General features: G+C 52.1%; 14 protein-coding genes and 1 pseudogene. 9 read left to right on the top strand and 6 right to left on the bottom strand.

Annotated features, from left to right (window positions below; genetic code table 11):
* Positions 1–118 precede the first annotated feature (118 nt).
* From V8L71_RS02535 to V8L71_RS20725, 6 genes and pseudogenes are all read left to right on the top strand, one after another.
* Entirely contained in the window at positions 119–1,480 is a 1,362-nt protein-coding gene (locus V8L71_RS02535; protein WP_101147215.1) for a Fic family protein, read from the top strand.
* A 169-nt stretch (positions 1,481–1,649) separates the two neighbouring features.
* Positions 1,650–4,280 (top strand): BREX-1 system phosphatase PglZ type A, encoded by a 2,631-nt coding sequence (gene pglZ, locus V8L71_RS02530; RefSeq protein ID WP_101147216.1) that lies wholly within the window; start codon positions 1,650–1,652, stop codon positions 4,278–4,280.
* Positions 4,267–5,031 carry a hypothetical protein gene (locus tag V8L71_RS02525; RefSeq protein WP_157826559.1) on the top strand — a complete coding sequence of 255 codons (765 nt, stop codon included), beginning with the start codon at positions 4,267–4,269 and terminating at the stop codon, positions 5,029–5,031. Before pglZ ends, V8L71_RS02525 begins: the two co-directional genes overlap by 14 nt.
* A gap of 34 nt (positions 5,032–5,065) precedes the next feature.
* Complete coding sequence (gene brxL / locus V8L71_RS02520; RefSeq protein ID WP_336269015.1) at positions 5,066–7,105, top strand: protease Lon-related BREX system protein BrxL; 2,040 nt, start codon at positions 5,066–5,068, stop codon at positions 7,103–7,105.
* A 289-nt stretch (positions 7,106–7,394) separates the two neighbouring features.
* Positions 7,395–7,607: pseudogene (locus V8L71_RS20730) on the top strand (transposase); the annotation flags it as partial.
* Between the two features lie 25 nt (positions 7,608–7,632).
* A complete protein-coding gene (locus V8L71_RS20725) occupies positions 7,633–7,803 on the top strand; it encodes a transposase (RefSeq protein WP_431313160.1) in 171 nt (56 codons plus the stop codon).
* Between the two features lie 107 nt (positions 7,804–7,910).
* Here the strand turns inward: V8L71_RS20725 and V8L71_RS02510 are convergent, their stop codons facing one another.
* Positions 7,911–8,786, bottom strand: coding sequence for a LysR family transcriptional regulator (locus V8L71_RS02510; protein ID WP_035558489.1), 876 nt, complete (start codon positions 8,784–8,786; stop codon positions 7,911–7,913).
* Between the two features lie 138 nt (positions 8,787–8,924).
* On the opposite strand from V8L71_RS02510, the gene V8L71_RS02505 reads away from it, so the two are divergent.
* The 3 genes from V8L71_RS02505 to V8L71_RS02495 are packed head-to-tail and all read left to right on the top strand — an operon-like array spanning position 8,925 to position 12,654.
* A complete protein-coding gene (locus tag V8L71_RS02505) occupies positions 8,925–9,806 on the top strand; it encodes a HalD/BesD family halogenase (protein WP_335598295.1) in 882 nt (293 codons plus the stop codon).
* Between the two features lie 53 nt (positions 9,807–9,859).
* Positions 9,860–11,134 carry a M24 family metallopeptidase gene (locus V8L71_RS02500; RefSeq protein ID WP_035558483.1) on the top strand — a complete coding sequence of 425 codons (1,275 nt, stop codon included), beginning with the start codon at positions 9,860–9,862 and terminating at the stop codon, positions 11,132–11,134.
* A gap of 29 nt (positions 11,135–11,163) precedes the next feature.
* Positions 11,164–12,654, top strand: a complete 1,491-nt coding sequence (locus tag V8L71_RS02495; protein WP_335598305.1) for a CoA-acylating methylmalonate-semialdehyde dehydrogenase — start codon at positions 11,164–11,166, stop codon at positions 12,652–12,654.
* A gap of 57 nt (positions 12,655–12,711) precedes the next feature.
* On the opposite strand, the gene V8L71_RS02490 is transcribed toward V8L71_RS02495, so the two are convergent.
* From V8L71_RS02490 to V8L71_RS02470, 5 genes are all read right to left on the bottom strand, one after another.
* Positions 12,712–13,554: a nitrilase-related carbon-nitrogen hydrolase gene (locus V8L71_RS02490; protein WP_335598296.1), complete on the bottom strand. Its 843-nt coding sequence runs from the start codon at positions 13,552–13,554 to the stop codon at positions 12,712–12,714.
* Between the two features lie 96 nt (positions 13,555–13,650).
* Positions 13,651–14,535 (bottom strand): glycine betaine ABC transporter substrate-binding protein, encoded by an 885-nt coding sequence (locus tag V8L71_RS02485; protein ID WP_335598297.1) that lies wholly within the window; start codon positions 14,533–14,535, stop codon positions 13,651–13,653.
* Between the two features lie 42 nt (positions 14,536–14,577).
* Positions 14,578–15,309 carry an ABC transporter permease gene (locus tag V8L71_RS02480; RefSeq protein WP_335598298.1) on the bottom strand — a complete coding sequence of 244 codons (732 nt, stop codon included), beginning with the start codon at positions 15,307–15,309 and terminating at the stop codon, positions 14,578–14,580.
* Positions 15,310–15,311: 2 nt separating this feature from the next.
* Complete coding sequence (locus V8L71_RS02475; RefSeq protein ID WP_335598299.1) at positions 15,312–16,472, bottom strand: ABC transporter ATP-binding protein; 1,161 nt, start codon at positions 16,470–16,472, stop codon at positions 15,312–15,314.
* A 42-nt stretch (positions 16,473–16,514) separates the two neighbouring features.
* Entirely contained in the window at positions 16,515–17,180 is a 666-nt protein-coding gene (locus V8L71_RS02470) for an ABC transporter permease (RefSeq protein WP_035558468.1), read from the bottom strand.
* Positions 17,181–17,451: the final 271 nt, after the last annotated feature.

The following is a 17,451-nucleotide window of genomic DNA, read 5'->3' as shown; positions in this document are numbered from 1 at the left end:
GTGCTAGTTCCAGGGTCAATGTACTGTTCCATTGCTACTAATTTTTATATGATTAGTAGAAAATCCTGGTCGTCGCTCATATACTAATATTAAATAAATTAGTAGTTGGAGCAATGTGATGAAGGTGCCTGTCTCTCCACCACCTCAGGAAAGGCTGCTTGAGCTGCTCAAAAGTGGTGATGTCGCTAAAATGGCGTTGCTCTTTGGTCAGGCTGTTGGGCCGACGGACAGTAAAGGCCGTTACCTACACTGGGACAAGCTTAGGCACTTGGCCATGCCGGAAGGCTATGACGCTGAACTTTACTGGCTGGCCATGCGCAACGCGCGGGAGAAAATTTCCAGGGATCTGCCTTTTAAAGATAAGCAGGGGGCACCCTTTCGGTTTTGCATACCGGATACCGTGATGCGTGACATTCTCTGGATCAGTGAGAACGCAACGGGCGCTATCAAAGCGGACAGCCGGATCTCAGATCCGCAAACAAAGCAAACCTACCTGATCAACTCGCTGATTGAAGAAGCTATTAATTCCAGCCAACTGGAAGGGGCTTCAACCACCCGCCAGGTGGCCAAGGACATGCTACGTTCGGGAAGAACACCCAAAGATCATTCTGAAAAAATGATTCTTAACAACTATAATGCCATGCGTTTTATTCGTGAGTACAAGGATGAAACGCTCACGAAGTCAATGATATGCGAATTGCATAAGATTGTGACTGAAGATACGTTACCTATAGAAGACGCTGATAAAGCGGGTGTTTTTCGAGGGCGGGATGAAGATATAAGGGTGTACTCACTTGATGACAAGTTGTTACATACGCCGCCATCCTATAAAGAGCTTGATGGCCGTATTCAGCAGCTATGTGACTTTGTTAATGCGGAAAATGAGAGCGAGGCTAGCTTTATACCGCCTGTTATCAAGGCCATCGTTGTCCACTTCATGATTGGGTATGACCACCCCTTTGTTGATGGAAACGGCAGAACCGCGCGCGCGCTTTTCTATTGGATTATGGCCAAGGAAGGGTATTGGCTGATGGAGTATATCTCCATCTCACGGGTGTTGAAGCAGGCACCCGCACAATACATGGCGGCTTATCTGCATACAGAAACGGATGGCAATGACGTTACATATTTCATTATTCATCAGCTTGAAGTCATTAAAAAATCGATTGCTGATCTACATGGCTATCTTACTGATAAAGCCGGTGAGTACAGAGAGGCTGAAAAAATCCTCAAGAAATCAAAGCTCAATGGCTTGCTCAATCATCGCCAACTGGGGCTTTTAAAAAATGCGCTGGATAACCCCGGGATGGAGTACACCATCAAATCTCACCAGAATTCTCATGGGATTGCTTACCAGACCGCGCGAACCGACTTATTAGCGCTATCAGATGAGTACCATCTGCTGAAAAAATACAAAGTCGGTAAAAAAGACGTTTTTATCGCGCCTGCCAATATGCTGAACCTGATAAAAAATGACTGATCTATCTTGGGGGCAGCGCAGTGAGTGGCTAGGCAGCGCTGCCGTCTTTACTGACCTGAACGTGATAACATTTTAGAGTCTAGGTTTTAGAGTCTAAGCACACGTCGCTATCCATGAAATGGCAGTGTGATTGGCAGCAAGTTTTATGTTTATTGGGCAAGGAGGCTAGATGCAGCTCGACCAACTCCAGCAGGGCTTACAACACGCCTTCTTCACCGACCAACATCGGATTGTTTTCTGGTACGACGCCCCTGGCCACTTTGCGGATTCGCTTAGCGAGCTTGGGCTGGAAGGCGTTCAGGTGATCAATATGGCGGGGGAGTCCACCCTGGGCGTGAAGCTACGCCTGGAGCTGGAGGAGCCGGAAATGCCCACGTTGCTCTACTTTCCCTACGCCGAGCCAGCCCCAGAAGATGACTGGCTGTTGGATATCAAGCTGTACTCTGGCCGCTTCTACGCCGACCGCGTTTCGATGATTTTCAACGAGCTGGGCCTAACACGCCATGTGCTGCGCGAGCACTTGGCGCAGCGGCAGGCGTTTTTAGCCAGCCGCAAACGTATTGAGGCCCTGAAGCGTTTGGTTACGCCTTCCCTCAGTGAAGATGAGCTGGATTTGGCGATGCTGGCCGTGGTGGTCGGGGCAACGTCCCTCGATGTTGCCACGCTGCTGTTTCATCTGGCTGAAGAAGCGGTGGCCAATGAGCTGGGGTTAGAGACGAACCCAGCGGCGTTGATTGAAGCGGAAAAGTACGCCTTGGTGCCTGCGCTGGTGCACGCCCTGCAAGCCGAAGTGGGTTACCCCGCCAGTCAAGCAGAGCTTAGCGGCGAAGCGCCGCTTAACTTCGGCCAGCTAATGCTGCGGTTATTGATTACCGGCTACTGCGAGAGCATTTCTGATATTCCTGACTGGGCGCGTCAGGTGGCCATTCCCTCTGTTAATGCGCGTGCATCTTCGCGGGCGCTGCTCACTCGCTGGCGGGATAGCTCGCGCTTTTACCCCGCGTTCGATGTGATCTCCGGTTGGGTGGCGGATGCCCAGCGCATTGATGACAAGCTGCAGGGTGTGCCGCTAGAGCAGCTAAGCCATGTGGCGACGTTTGAGGTCGTGGAGAAGCAGATCATTGTCGATCTCTGCCAGGCGATTCCCTCGGCGGATGCCCGCGACCTGAAGCTGTTCGACAGCATCATTGTGGCGCGCCTGGACGGCTACTGGGCATCTCGGCATAAAAACGATGCCCGCCGCGAGCGCTATCGTCAGCTGTACGCCGCGCTTACCGCGGCGATTGCGCTGTTTAGCCTGCGTCATCAGCATGCCAAAGGCTTTCATTACGAGAGCGTTGAAGCGCTTTATCACGCGTACCAAACAGACCTCTACCGTTTTGATACCGCCTATCGCCATTATGCCGTGGCGTCTGATGCCACTGGCGTTGAGCTGCTAAAAAACCTGGATGCCGCCGTTGAGCGCTGTTATGACGAGTGGTTCCTGGGCCAGCTCACCCGTAACTGGAGCGAGCGGGTAGAAGCCGAGCAGCGGCTCACCCACTGGAAGCTACCCAATATCCCCAGCCAGCAGCATTTCTACCGTGACTGGGTGCAGCCCCAGCTAGCCGCTAGCCGCCAAAAGCGTGTGGTGGTGGTGATTAGTGATGCTTTCCGCTATGAGGCGGCGGAAGAGCTGCGTGAGCGCATTAATGCTAAGCGCTACAGTGAAGCGACGTTAAAAAGCCAGTTAGGTGTGGTGCCTAGCTACACCACGCTGGGGATGGCCTCGCTGTTACCGCACCGAGAGCTCAGCTATCAGCCGGGCAGCGATACGGTGCTGGTGAATGGCCAATCCACCCAAGGCACGGCGAACCGCAGCAAGTTACTTAAAGCCGCGCTAGGCGGGGAGGCGTTAGCCGTCACCGCCGAGGACGTAAAAGGCTGGAGCCGTGAAGAGGGGCGCGAAAAGATCAAAGGCGTGCAGCTGATGTACGTTTACCACAACGTGGTGGATGCCCGTGGGGATGCCGCTAACACTGAAAGCGAGACGTTCGCAGCGGTGGAGGATGCCATTGATGAGCTGGATCAGCTGACCCGTAAAATTCTCATGCACCTGAACACCAGCACGGTGCTGGTCACCGCCGACCACGGTTTTCTGTTCCAGCGCAGTGCGCTGGATGCTACCGACCGCACGGCGCTGTCAGACAAGCCAACGTCGGCCTTCAAAAGCAAAAAGCGCTATGTGCTGGGCGAGTCGCTGCCCGACAACCCCAGCGTGTGGCACGGCCATACCCGCGATACGGCAGGCACCGCCTGCGACACCCAGTTCTGGATACCCAAAGGCGCACACCGTTTTCACTTTGTCGGCGGGGCGCGCTTTGTGCATGGTGGCATCATGCCCCAAGAAATCGTTGTGCCGGTGCTCACGATACAGCAGCTGCGTGGCGAAAAAGCCGAGAAACGCAGTACCCGCAAGGTCGAAGTAATCTCACCGAAGGCATCGTTGAAGATGGTCAATAACATTCAGCGCTTCGACCTGCTGCAAACCGAAGCGGTGAGTGAACGCTTGCGGCCTGTCACCCTTTCAGTCGCGATTTATGAAGGCAGTAACGTGGTCTCCAGTGAAGAGGTAATCACCTTCGATAGCGCCAGCGACAAAATGAACGAGCGCATGAAGTCGGTACGCCTTTCGCTCTCGGGTACATCGTTTGACCGTAAAAATGACTATTTCCTGGTGCTACGCGATAAAGACTTAGGCACCGAGCGAGAGCGCTACCGGGTAGTGATTGACTTGGCGTTTACGGATGATTTCTTTTGAAACAAGGGTATGTATGCAGTTAGCTAAAGATAACATGGGCGTCAATATTAATGGGGTGCAAGTCAGTTGTAATGATAACGGCTTTTATAACGCACACGCCTTGCACAAATCTTCATCTGGTGAAAGAGCTAAAGGGCCAGAAGAGTTTTTGATACATTTCCCTGAATATGAGGCAGAAGCTAAGCATCTTGAAAGAAAGTTTGGTAGTAGACCAGGACTGTTTTTTTCGCAGTGGTTGTCAGTCGTATATGCTTCATGGATATCAATTAAGTTCTTCAATTTAGTGGTAAATAAAATTGAAGAAAATATTGTGACGCAAGCATATACGTTAGGTGTACAGAGTAATGAGAGCGAAGATATTAGGCACCAAGTCTTTAATAAAGGCTTACTTAGAGGGCAAGAAGTTGAAAGAGAGAAGCTGAATCAAAAATTTGCAAATATGCCTGATCATCCTGTGCAGAAAAAATCGATCAATACGCTTGAACTTTGGAAAGAGGCTACATCACAAGAAGAAAGCACTCCCTCTGACTTTGTGAACTATATGCTTTTGGCTGCACAAGTGTATAGAGATTTAGGTCGAGATGATGTTCTCTCAAACTATGACTGGAATGCTGAAAGCTACTGGGTAACGCCGGAGTTTGCTTTCTACATACTATCTTATTTTCCTTTTGGTTCGTCACAGCGAGCTAATGGGCTAAGTTACTTGAACAAGATGTCCAATGGACGAGTGTGGGCCAACTCTGTTGGATAGTAGCGTGTACTGACAAAATAATGGAATTTTTCTTATGGACAACGAATCGCAATATGATCTCGACACGCTACTCAACACTCACTTTGCTGGCCGCGTGGTGCGCAAAGACCTTACCCAGCGAGTGAAAGAGGGCGCCAACGTGCCGGTGTACGTGCTGGAGTACCTGCTGGGTATGTACTGCGCGTCTGATGATGCGGAGGTAATTGCGAAAGGCCTGGAAAACGTCAAAGCGATTTTGACCAATAACTACGTTCGGCCTGATGAAGCGGAGAAGGTGAAGTCCATCGTTCGGGAGCGGGGCAGCTTCAAGGTCATTGATCGTGTAACGGTGCGACTGAACGAGAAGAAAGACCGCTATGAAGCAGCGTTTAGCAACTTAGGCATCAAAGATGCTGAGATCTCTGCAGGCATCGTAAAAGAGAACGAAAAGCTGCTAGTGGGCGGTATTTGGGTAATTGCAACGCTAAGCTACTTCCATGAAGAGGGGCAGACAACATCACCATTCGGCGTCAGCCTGCTCAAGCCGATTCAAATGCCACACATGAATATGGACGAGCTATTTGTAGGGCGGCGTGGGTTCACCAATTCACAATGGCGTGAAGTATTGATCCGCTCGATTGGCATGGAACCCGCTGAGCTAGACGAGAGCGTGCAGTGGCACTTGCTCGCCAGGATGATCCCGTTTGTCGAAAACAACTATAACGTTTGTGAGCTAGGGCCACGTGGTACCGGTAAAAGCCATATTTATAAGGAGTGCTCGCCCAACAGCATTCTGGTCTCCGGCGGGCAGACCACGGTAGCTAATCTGTTCTACAACATGAGCTCACGACGCATTGGTTTAGTCGGCATGTGGGATCTGGTGGCGTTCGATGAAGTAGCGGGTATCTCGTTCAAGGATAATGACGGGGTACAGATCATGAAGGATTATATGGCGTCTGGTTCATTCGCCCGTGGGCGTGAGCAGATGGAGGCATCGGCCTCGATGGTGTTTATAGGCAACATCAATCAGAGCGTTGAGTCGATGGTGAAAACCAGCCATCTGTTGACGCCATTCCCTGATGTGATGATCGATGCGGCGTTTTTTGATCGCTTCCATGCATACATTCCCGGCTGGGAAATTCCCAAGATGCGGCCATCGTTCTTCACCCAGCGCTATGGATTTATCGTCGATTATCTGGCTGAATTTTTTCGCGAAATGCGCAAGCGCAGTTTCGCCGATGCGATTGATCGCTATTTCTCCCTGGGTGACAACCTCAATCAGCGTGACGTGATCGCGGTTCGCAAAACGGTTTCTGGACTGCTTAAACTGATGTTCCCGCATGGTGAGTATGCGAAAGAAGAGGTGAAGAAGTGCCTGGAATACGCCATGCAAGTGCGACGCCGGGTGAAAGAGCAGCTGAAAAAAATTGGTGGCATGGAGTTTTACGATGTCCATTTCAGCTACATCGACAAGGAGACCCTGGAAGAGCACTTTGTTTCAGTGAAAGAGCAGGGCGGCGGTGGTCTGATTCCAGAAGGCCAAGGCAAGCCGGGCGTGGTGCATACTATTGGCCTAAGCGACAAGGGTATGCCAGGTGTTTACCGCATCGAAATGCAGGTAACCGCAGGCAGCGGCAAGCTGGCGATGTCGGGACTATGGAATTCCACAGGAGCCAAAGAGCAAGTCAAAATGGCTTTTGATTACTTCAAGGCCAACGCTAGCCGCATTAGCGGTGCCCGCAAGGTCATGGAGCATGATTTCCACCTCCATGTGGTCGACCTGCAAAATAGTGGTGTTCTTCGTGATCTCTCACTAGCTAGTTTGGTGGCGTTTTCATCAGGCCTTGTCAGCAAGCCGACGCAAAGCCAAATGGTGGTGCTAGGCGATATGAGTCTGGGCGGAAGCTTAAAGCCCGTTCAAAACCTTGCAGAGTGCCTGCAGGTCGCCTTCGATGCCGGCGGTAAGCGAGTCACCCTGCCGATGAGCAGCGCCATGGATATTTCCACCATCCCCGGCGAGCTATTTACCAAATTTCAGACCAGCTTCTATGCAGAGCCAATCGACGCAGTCGTGAAGGCGTTGGGAGTTGATTAAGGATAATCTATTCATTTACACCATGGATGCGTAGTGTATCTCTTGCACGTTTTCGTTCGGTTCTTAGCTCAAATAAAGCCGATGGAGTGACGATTACCGTGCTGCTCACATTCTTCCAGGGCAAGGGCATCCAGTAGCTTATTCAGGCGAATGGGTAGCCCACGTAAATCCAGTTGATCTAGTGCTGTACGAACGTTCCTAGGCTTTGTACGAAAAGTCTTATCTGCTAACTTTTCCTATGCAATAGCCGCATAGGGGAAAACGATGGTCGGACATTACGAGATATCTGATGACCTTCACTTTGTCACCCGGCCAACAGTCAGAGTCTCGCCACTTCATCTCTACCTTAGAAAGAATCCACCTGCCAGGTAGAACGGGTCGGCCCCGTAAGCGTAGTCGTTACATAGTGGCGGATAAAGGTTATGACAGCGATGAGCTACGCCGCTATTGTGACAGACACGGTATGAAGCCCGTGATAGCTCAGCGTAATATGCATCGAAGAGCCCGTCCTGGATTACCAAGGCGGTTTGATAAACAAATATCGGCAACGCAATGCGGTAGGACGCTGCTTTGGTTGGCTGAAAGAGTTACACCGAATCGCCACACGCTATGAAAAATTAGCCAGTAGCTTTAGAGCGATGGTATGCGTTGCGTGCATCGACCGTTGCTTGCGAGCCAACTTTTTGTACAAAACCTAGCTTTTCTTCCGCCGACTTCGCACAAATGCCATAACAATGGCTCGAAAATGTATGATGAAAATAATAGGGCTGAACGGTGGGGTACGCTGGAAATATAAACAAGTTTACTACGCGCCTAAATGTAGGCATTCAATGCCATTATGGTCAGTAACTGCTGCTTCTAGCGCTTGGCAAAATGCTTGAAAGGCTTCACTGGAATGGCCAGGGCGCTGGTGAAGCTCTATTTCCACATGCCCAAGATCAGGTAATCCATCGGCTTCTGTCACGATACGACAACCTGGCGGAACACTGCGCGGTGTCTTAACGGTTAGCGCAAGCCCATTTTGCACAGGGACATTAATGCCGGTCGGGGATTGGCTAATGTAGCGAAGCTCCCAGGGTTTTTCCTCACGTCCGAGTGCTGACAACGCATGCGCACGAAAAATGCAGCCTTCAGGGTTTAAGGCCAATGGAAGTATTGGCCATTGCGCCAACGGTACATGTTCAGCAATCACCCACACCATTGGCTCCCAACCGAGTAGTTGCCCTGATTGAGTGGGCTTATGTCTAACCGACAGCACGACATCCAACAACCCTTCCTGAAAGCGCTTCACCAGCGCGTCGCTGATATCACACTGTACCTCTAACTGAATATGGGGAAACTGTGCCGAAAAGCGGGGCAGCAGATCTGGCAAGTAGGTAGCCGCTTGTTCTTCAGAGGTGCCTAGTCGAATGATTTCGCCATGTGTCCCTCCTTTAAGTAAGTCTTTGGCTTCATCTTCTAACTTGAGTATGTGGCGTGCGTAGGGCAGCAAACGCTCTCCGGCGGCCGTTAGCAACACGCTACGGCTAGTGCGCTCAAAGAGTGACTGCCGCATCTGATCCTCAAGGCGCTTTATTTGCAGGCTCATCGCCGATTGGGTTCGATGCAACACCTTACCGGCGGCGCTAAACCCTTGGCATTCCGCCACGGTGACAAAGGCGCGAAGTAAATCCGTATCCATAATTCATGAGCCTTTTAAATGGGTCGTATCTCAACTATTCATTTCTATTATGAGTCATCCATCACTACCCTGTCCAAAACGTTATTCAACGTGACCTTATTCACCAGATTATTCGTTAATTCGACAGGAGTATTTTTCATGCAAGCGACTGCGGTTGCTCCATCGGCGAATACATTAGATGGCCTTATCGATCTCAAAACGTATCCCATTGATGCGTTGGACAGCGAAACCGGACGTGCGTTAATCGCACAGTGTCGCAGTCAGCTAGGTGAAGATGGCTGCGTCGTGCTTAAAAACTTTGTTCCTGAGGAGGCTCTAGCACGTCTTGAACGGGAAACAGAGCGGCTGTCGCCGGATGCTCATTACAACCAAACGGAGACGAACCCGTATAACAGTGAAGGAGACCCTTCACTGCCGGCCACACATCCCAAAAATCGCTTTGACGATCGCACAAATGGTTTTGTGGCAGGGGATCGTATCGGTAGTGACACTATTATCCGACAAGTGTATGAAAATAAAGAATTTCAACGCTTTATTGGGGCCGTGGTGGGAAGGGAAAAAATTCACCAGTACGCCGACCCGTTGGCGGACTTAGTGGTAAACGTGTTGCGTGAGGGCTGCCAGCACCCTTGGCACTATGACACCAACGAGTTCATTGTCACGATGATGACGCGTCAATCTCATGGTGGCGGCCGTTTCGAGTACGCGCCGGGGATCCGTAGCCCTGAAGGTGAAAACTTCGAAGACGTTGAGAAAGTCATCGACGGGGATTGCTCACAACTGAAAACCCTTGATCTTCAACCGGGTGACTTACAGGTGTTCTTTGGTCGCTACTCTCTCCACCGAGTGACGCCGGTTGAGGGAGATAAAGAGCGCCACACCGTCATTTTTGCCTACGCCAAAGAGCCAGGCTTTGTGGGTCGGCCGGAACGTGCTCAGCGTATCTTTGGCCGCATGGCACCAGTTCATGAACAAATCCTTAAAGACGGCATGCAGCGTAGCGATAGCCTAGCAGATTAGGAGTCGTTTAGACGTTCCCCGCGACTCCAACCAACCCTGAGGCGAGAGATACCATGAGTATTGTCGAAAGCGAAAACCTTACCGATAACGAACCTGATCAGATTCCAGTGGTGCCGTCGGCGCCGATGGGCAACGGCGATAGCATTCCCACCGCCTTTGATCCTAAACAGCTGCGCGCTGGGCGGCTTCAGCGTCTGCGTGCCATGATGGCGGAAGAAGGGTATGCAGCACTGGTGCTGTTTGACCCGAATAACCAGCGCTATGCGACAGGGTCGCGCAATATGTTTGGTTACTTCCTGCGTAACTCCACGCGATACGTTTATGTCCCGCTTGAAGGGCCAATTATTCTATTTGAGTATCCCGGTAGCGCGCACGTCTCCACCTGGCTTGAGACCATCGATGAGGCGCGCACCTCTAAGGTGGTGTGGTCAGCGGTGAATCAACGCGATGGCATGTCGTCTGACCCTTTTGGTGTGGAAATTGCCGAACTGGTTAAGGAACACGGCAGGGGTAATAAGAAAGTGGGCCTTGACCGTTGCGCGCTTAATCTCGCGCGTGCATTAGAAGCGCAGGGGCTTGATGTCTACGATTGCATGCAGGATACGTTGCACTGTCGTCGCATCAAAACGCCTGAAGAAATCGCTTGTTTGGCTCAGTCGATGGCCGCCAGTGAAGCCGCCGTGGCGGAAGTCGAAGCCGCGATTAAACCGGGCATCACTGAAAACGAGCTGTTTGCGATCATGTACGGCGAGGTGATCAGAGGCGGGGGCGAGTTTATCGAAACCCGTCTTCTCTCTTCTGGGCCGCGTACAAACCCTTGGTTTAATGAAGCCAGTGACCGCAAAATTCGCCCTGGCGAGCTGGTCGCACTGGATACCGACACCATCGGTTGCCACGGTTACTACTCGGATTTCTCGCGCACGTTCCACGTTGGTCCAGGCAAACCTTCGGCCTATCAGCGCGAAATATATCGCATGGCGTACGACCAGGTACACCACAATATGGGCTTGCTTAAACCGGGCATGAGCTACCGTGAAATTGCTGATAAAGCCTGGAAAATCCCCGATCGCTTTATCGACCGCCGCTACCCATCGATCATTCATGGGGTGGGGATGCATGGTGAAACGCCGCTGGTCGCCCACCATATGGATTTTGATAAGTTCTCCAAGGACGGTGTTCTAGAGCCAGGCATGGTGGTGTCGGTCGAAAGCTATATTGGCGAGGTCGGCGCGGCTGATGGTGTCAAACTCGAAGAAGAGGTATTGATTACCGAGACCGGTATCGAAAAGCTCTCACGCTACCCCTTCAACGACGAGCTGCTAAAATAAGGAAGTGTAATCCCGTGATTGATTCATCGCTGACGACTGTTCCCCACTGGATAGGAGGGAGCCCCGTAGAAGCAGCTCGTTACTTCCCCGTGGTAGATCCAGCCTTTGGTAAAACGGTGCGCCAAGTGGCAATGGCGGACACACAAACGGTCAATTCAGCCGTGAAAATGGCGCTAACGGCGTATCCCACTTGGCGTGATATGCCGCCTAGCAAGCGCGTACAGGTCATGTATCGCTTCAAAATGCTGTTAGAGCGTGATGCTGAGGCGCTGTGTAAGCTGATTAGCGAAGAACATGGCAAAGTGTTGGAAGATGCCATGGGAGAACTCAAACGTGGCATTGAAAACGTCGAATACGCATGCGGTATTCCTGAGCTATTAAAGGGCGAGTATTCCCATAACGCTGGACCGGGTATTGATACGTGGTCAAACCATCAGCCGGTGGGGATTGTCGCGGGCATCACACCGTTCAACTTTCCCACGATGGTGCCGCTATGGATGTTCCCCATAGCGATTGCATGTGGCAACTGTTTTATTTTAAAACCGTCAGAGCAAGTGCCCTCCGTGGCGATCAAAATGGCGGAGCTACTTGAAGAGGCAGGCCTGCCAGCCGGTGTGTTTAGCGTCGTACAAGGAGACCGTGAAGCCGCCGATGCGCTCATCGAGCATCCAAAGGTTAAAGCGCTGTCGTTCGTTGGTTCTACGCCGGTAGCCAAAGCAATATACCAGCGTGGTGCCGCCCTGGGTAAGCGCGTGCAAGCATTAGGTGGGGCGAAAAATCATGCGGTCATACTGCCTGACGCTGACCTTGAGAATGCGGCTAATACCTTGATTGGTGCCGCTTATGGTAGCGCTGGTGAACGCTGCATGGCGATTTCGGTGGTTGTTTGTGTGGGAAATCAAACCGCTGATGTGTTGGTAGACAAGATTGCTGAAAAAGCGAAGCATCTCAATATTGGACCCGGAACAGAGCCGGGGTTGGATATGGGCGCGTTGGTAAACCAAGCCCACCGTGATCGGGTGGCAGACTATATCGGTCAAGGCGAATCAGCTGGTGCAGTATTAAGACTCGATGGTCGCAAACATCCGCTAGTGGAAAACGCCCCTGGCTACTTTATGGGCGCGACGCTATTTGACCACGTCACTTCAGCGATGCGTATTTACCAAGACGAGATTTTTGGCCCCGTCTTGTGTGTCGTTCGCGTGGATGACTTTGATCAAGCCATTGAACTCATAAATGCTCACCAGTATGGAAATGGTACCTGCTTGTTTACCCGCGCTGGTGAAGCAGCACGCCGCTTCACCGATGAGGTTGAAGTCGGCATGGTAGGTATTAATGTGCCGCTACCCGTACCGGTAGCCTTTCATAGCTTTGGTGGGTGGAAAGAGTCGCTGTTTGGCGACTTGCATGCCTATGGGCCCGACGCTGTGCGCTTTTACACTCGGCGTAAGGCAGTCTCACAGCGCTGGCCGACGGAAAGTGCCCAAGAGACGGCACAGTTTAGCTTTCCCTCCCACTGAACCTACCTTTCCCCCCTGCCCGCCGGATACTTACTCTGGCGGGTGAGCTGGCCGTTGCTAGCGATAACCCGCCATAAGCTCCCTGACCAGTGGGGTATCCGCATCACGATGTGTGGGTAATTCAAAGCGTGCTTTGGCAATCGCGGTACGGGAAAGATCCGCCATAATCAGCACTTCTTCATCGTCGGCTTGCGCAAGCGTCTCACCACCCGGGCCGAGAATGCGCGAGCCGCCCCAGAAGTGGCTGTCACCCTCCGGCCCAAAGCGGTTCGCCATAATGACCGGTGTGCCATAGGTCATGGCGTAAAACCGGGTATTCAATGCCCAATTTTCTTCATTGGAAAAGTCCTCACTGACGATGCCGCTAGCTGAGTTAATCGGCGCGCAAAGCACCGTCGGGCGAGCGAGCAGGGCGGCATGCACTAATGCTGGGTTCCATAAGTCGGCACAAATCAGCTGAGTGGCCGACCAGCCAGGGCAAATATCGGTATGCGTGAGTTCACTGCCATGGGTAAACCACTTGCCTTCTTCCAGCCCGCCATAGGTGGGCAGATTAAGCTTGCGATGCACGCCCATTAGCTGGCCGTGCTGAAAGATGGCCAGCGCATTGTAGTACTCACCGGGGCTCGCCTCTTCCACAAAGCCGACCACTACCTGCATAGAGCCGCACACGTCGGCCAACGCTTTGAGGCGAGGGTCTTCGAGCGGCATCGCCACTTGCATCACGCGGCTGGCTAGCCGATAGCCCGTTAGCGAAAGTTCGGGGAAGACCAGAAGCTCCACACCATCACGCTGAGCCTCGGCAATCAGCGCCAAATGGCGCTCGAGGTTATGATCCACGTCGCCAAGCGTGGTGTTAATCTGTGCTGCGCCTACTCGAAGCTTATTTTGATAATGCATTGGCTCCCCCATTGAAAAAGCCGCTCCATTGGAGCGGCTTTTTGGCGATGTTGTGACAGGCATTATGCCAGTGCCATGCACTAGCGCCTAGCAGTGTTAGAGCAGATCGTTCTCTTCGAGAAAGCTCTTTGCAACGTCTTCAATTGACTCGCGCTCGACATCCACACTGGCATTGAGTTCGGCCATGGTCTCGTCATCGAGCAGCGCCGAGAGTTTATTCATCTGGTCGGCAAGCTCAGGATTAGCTTCCAGGGTTTCCGTACGCACCACCGGAGCGAGCGCATAAGACGGGAAAAAGCCTTGATCGTCTTCAAGAACATAAAAGTCAAAGGCAGGAATACGGCCGTCGGTGGCAAATACGAGGCCGACGTCGACTTCTTCATTGCGCAGTGCTTGATAGACTAAGCCTGTATCCATGCGGCTCACTTCGCTGCGACCAACACGAAAGTCGTAGGCTTCCATTAGCGGGCGCCAACCATCTTCACGGGCGTAGAACTCGGCATTGAGCGCAAAGGTTAGACCCTGCTCATTATTGACCGCGTCGGCCAGGTCAGAAAGCGTTTCAATGCCACTTTCCTCGGCGGCAGCTTCGCGCATGGCGAGCGCATAAGTGTTGTTGGCCTCCGACGGTTCAAGCCAGGTAAGGCCTTTCTCGGCGTCGAGTTCCTTGACCCGTTGGTAGGTTTCTTCAGGGCTTAGGCTTTCGCTGATGTCGTTGTAGTTGATCAGGGACGTGCCGGTGTACTCCCAATAAAGATCAATCTGACCATTTTCCTGCGCTTGGCGAAGAATGGCCGAGCCCATGCCAGAACGGCTATCAACATCGTAACCGAGGTTGTCCAGATACTGTGTCGTCATGGTGGCCAGTATCTGCTGCTCGGTGAAGTTCTTACCGCCAACGCTAATGTCGTTGGCGTTTGCGAGCGAAACGCTGCTCGCCAAGGCAATACTAGTCAGTGCTGTCGTAAATGTTTTCATCATCGAATCCTTCTTTTGTTAGAAAAGCTTCATGAGTGGCGGGGCTTAAGCGCGACCGGGATTGACCCCGCGAGGGACAACTAAAAACGCAATAACCGCGATTAGCGCATCGACCACGATCGCCAACAGCGCGGTGGGAATGGCACCGGAAAGCATCATGATAGGGTCGTAAAGATCAATGCCGGTAAATATCAGCTCACCGAGACCGCCAGCACCGATCAAAAACGCCAGGGGAACCGTGCCTACATTGATGGTTAGCGCCGTGCGCATCCCCGCAAAAATCACGTAGAGGGCATTGGGCAGCTCGACTTTGAAAAGTCGCTGCATGGGTGACATGCCAATCCCCGCAGCAGCTTCCATCAGTGCTGGGTTAACACCTTTTAACCCTGCATAGGTATTACGCGTAATCGGCAGCAGTGTCGCCACAAAAAGGCCAAACACCGCTGGTACCGTGCCAATGCCCAAAAAACTCATGGATAGGGCGAGCACGGCGAGGGTCGGGATGGTAGTACCGACGTTGAGTACCTGCATCAGTGACTCGGCTACCCGGGCCATGCTTGGTCGGGAGAGCAAAACACCCAGCGGGATAGCGACGATAATCGCCAGGCTACCCGACATCAACGTGAGCCAGATATGCTGCACCATCAAATACTGAACGTCAGGCAGATACCAGACAAACTCATCAATAACGCCGCTGGCTTGGCTCCATACACCGGCGAGGAAAATTGCCACCAGCACCAGTGCCTTAAGCGCCCCTTTTATGGATCGAATAGGCATGGTTACTCCTTAATGGCCGCCGATGGCTTGCGATCATCTCCCTGGCGAGCGCGGTAGCGTGCACCTAAATGGCTGGTCATGGCGCGCTGGGTTATTTGGCCGCACACCGTTCCTTCTTGGTTGACGCAGGGCAGCCAAGTTTGGTCGTGAGCAAACATCAAAGAGGCGGCTTTGCGTAGGTCATCGTCGAGATCAACAACCGCAGGAACAGCTTGGAAGTGATCGCGGCAATAGCCTTTAGTAGTGCGGGCGACGGAGCGGCTAATAATCCCGGCGGGCTGCTTCCGTTCATTCACCATCAAAATAGCGTTTTGATAACCGTAGTCGTCAATTTTCGCCAACGCTGTCTCTAACGTATCGCTTGGCAAGACGGTGCCGATTTCGTCGGTAACAATCTCACGCACTTTTACCAGGTTTAACCGCTTAAGCGCACGGTCTTCACCGAGAAAGGATTCCACAAAAGCGTTTTTGGGCGCCGCCAGCAAGTCATCGGGCGTGGAGTACTGAACCAGCTTCCCCTCACGGAAAACCGCTATGCGGTTGCCCATTTTGATAGCTTCATCGATGTCGTGGCTTACGAACATGATGGTTTTGTTGAGATCCTGCTGCATCTTCAGGAACTCATCCTGAATGACGGCTCGGTTGATCGGGTCGATGGCGCCAAACGGTTCATCCATCAACATCACTGGCGGGTCGGCGGCGAGTGCACGGGCCACCCCAATGCGTTGCTGTTGGCCACCCGATAACTCACTGGGGAAGCGCTTAAGAAAGGCATCCGGCTCCAGCGCGATCATCGCCATCATTTCGCGTGCCCGTGCTTTGTATTTGGCCTTATCCCAGCCCAAAAGCTTGGGCACAATGGTGATGTTTTCCTCGATGGTCATGTTGGGAAACAGACCAATTTGCTGGATCACATAGCCAATATTGCGACGCAGTGTCTGAGTATCGAGGCCGGTTGTATCCTCGCCATTGATAAACACTTTGCCAGCAGTGGGCTTAACGATCCGGTTGATCATCTTCAACGTGGTGGTTTTGCCGCAGCCCGATGGCCCCAAGAGGACACAGATTTCCCCTTCAGGCACTTCCATATCGATATGGTCAGCGGCCACCACCGCGCCTTTCGGCGTATCGAACACCTTGGTCAGGCTATCAAGTCGAATCATATGGGTGTCTCTTATAGTAGCAATTACATCAAGAAAGAGGCGTTAGGTCGCCGCAGCCTCACGGCTCATTCCTTTAGGGGTTAGGCGCTTTTGTAAATACAGTAGTGAATAGTCAACGATAATGGCCAGCAGACTCACAGCAATCGCACCGACGATTAGCTGGCGTGGATCCGATTGAGAAATGCCCCGGCTAATAAAGGTGCCTAATCCACCGGCGCCGATGTAGGCGGCGATCGCCATGACGCCAATATTGAGCACTACGGCCGTGCGTACGCCAGCCATGATGACCGGGATGGCGAGTGGAATTTCAACCAAACGCAGGCGCTGATTGGGGCTCATGCCAATGCCTCGAGCGGCTTCTCGTAATGCCGGATTAACATTATTAATCGCCGTGTACGTGTTGCGGATGATAGGTAGCTGGGAGTACAGCAATACCGCGATCACAGCTGGCACATAGCCGATGCCATGCCCGATGAGCGATAAAACCGGAATCATGATGCCAAAAAGGGCGATTGAAGGGATGGTAACGATGATGGACGCTAGATAGAGCACACTTTGTGCGACACGCTCATTTTTAGTAATGGCGATGCCGATTGGCACTCCCGTCAAGGTGGCAATGCCAACGGCAACGCCAACAAGGGCAATATGCTCGACTGTGCGTGACAGCAGCAGACCTGCATTATTCAAGGCGAAGTGAAATAGCTCCAAACGCTGCCTCCTGATTATTAATAGTTATATAAGAGCCGTTATAAAAATGCTCATGTACGCTAATGGTGGCTAGAGCGCAGTCCGTCAGGGCACATATCTCTTGATGTGTTTAGAAGAAAAGTAGTTTAACAAAAGGGACGCGTGATTATTGAGTATTAGTATGATGATGGGTAATAGGCACAATCAGGGAGCGTAATAGTTAATTTTTATGAATCAGTGCACTTTACTTACGCTTCGGCTGTTCTAGTGGCTAAGCCCTTCAGTTTGATTG

This window comes from Vreelandella indica (assembly GCF_037070225.1).
GTDB classification, from domain to species: domain Bacteria; phylum Pseudomonadota; class Gammaproteobacteria; order Pseudomonadales; family Halomonadaceae; genus Vreelandella; species Vreelandella arctica.
The sequence above is the reverse complement of the archived record's forward strand: the minus strand, read 5'-3'. Positions and strand labels throughout refer to the sequence as shown.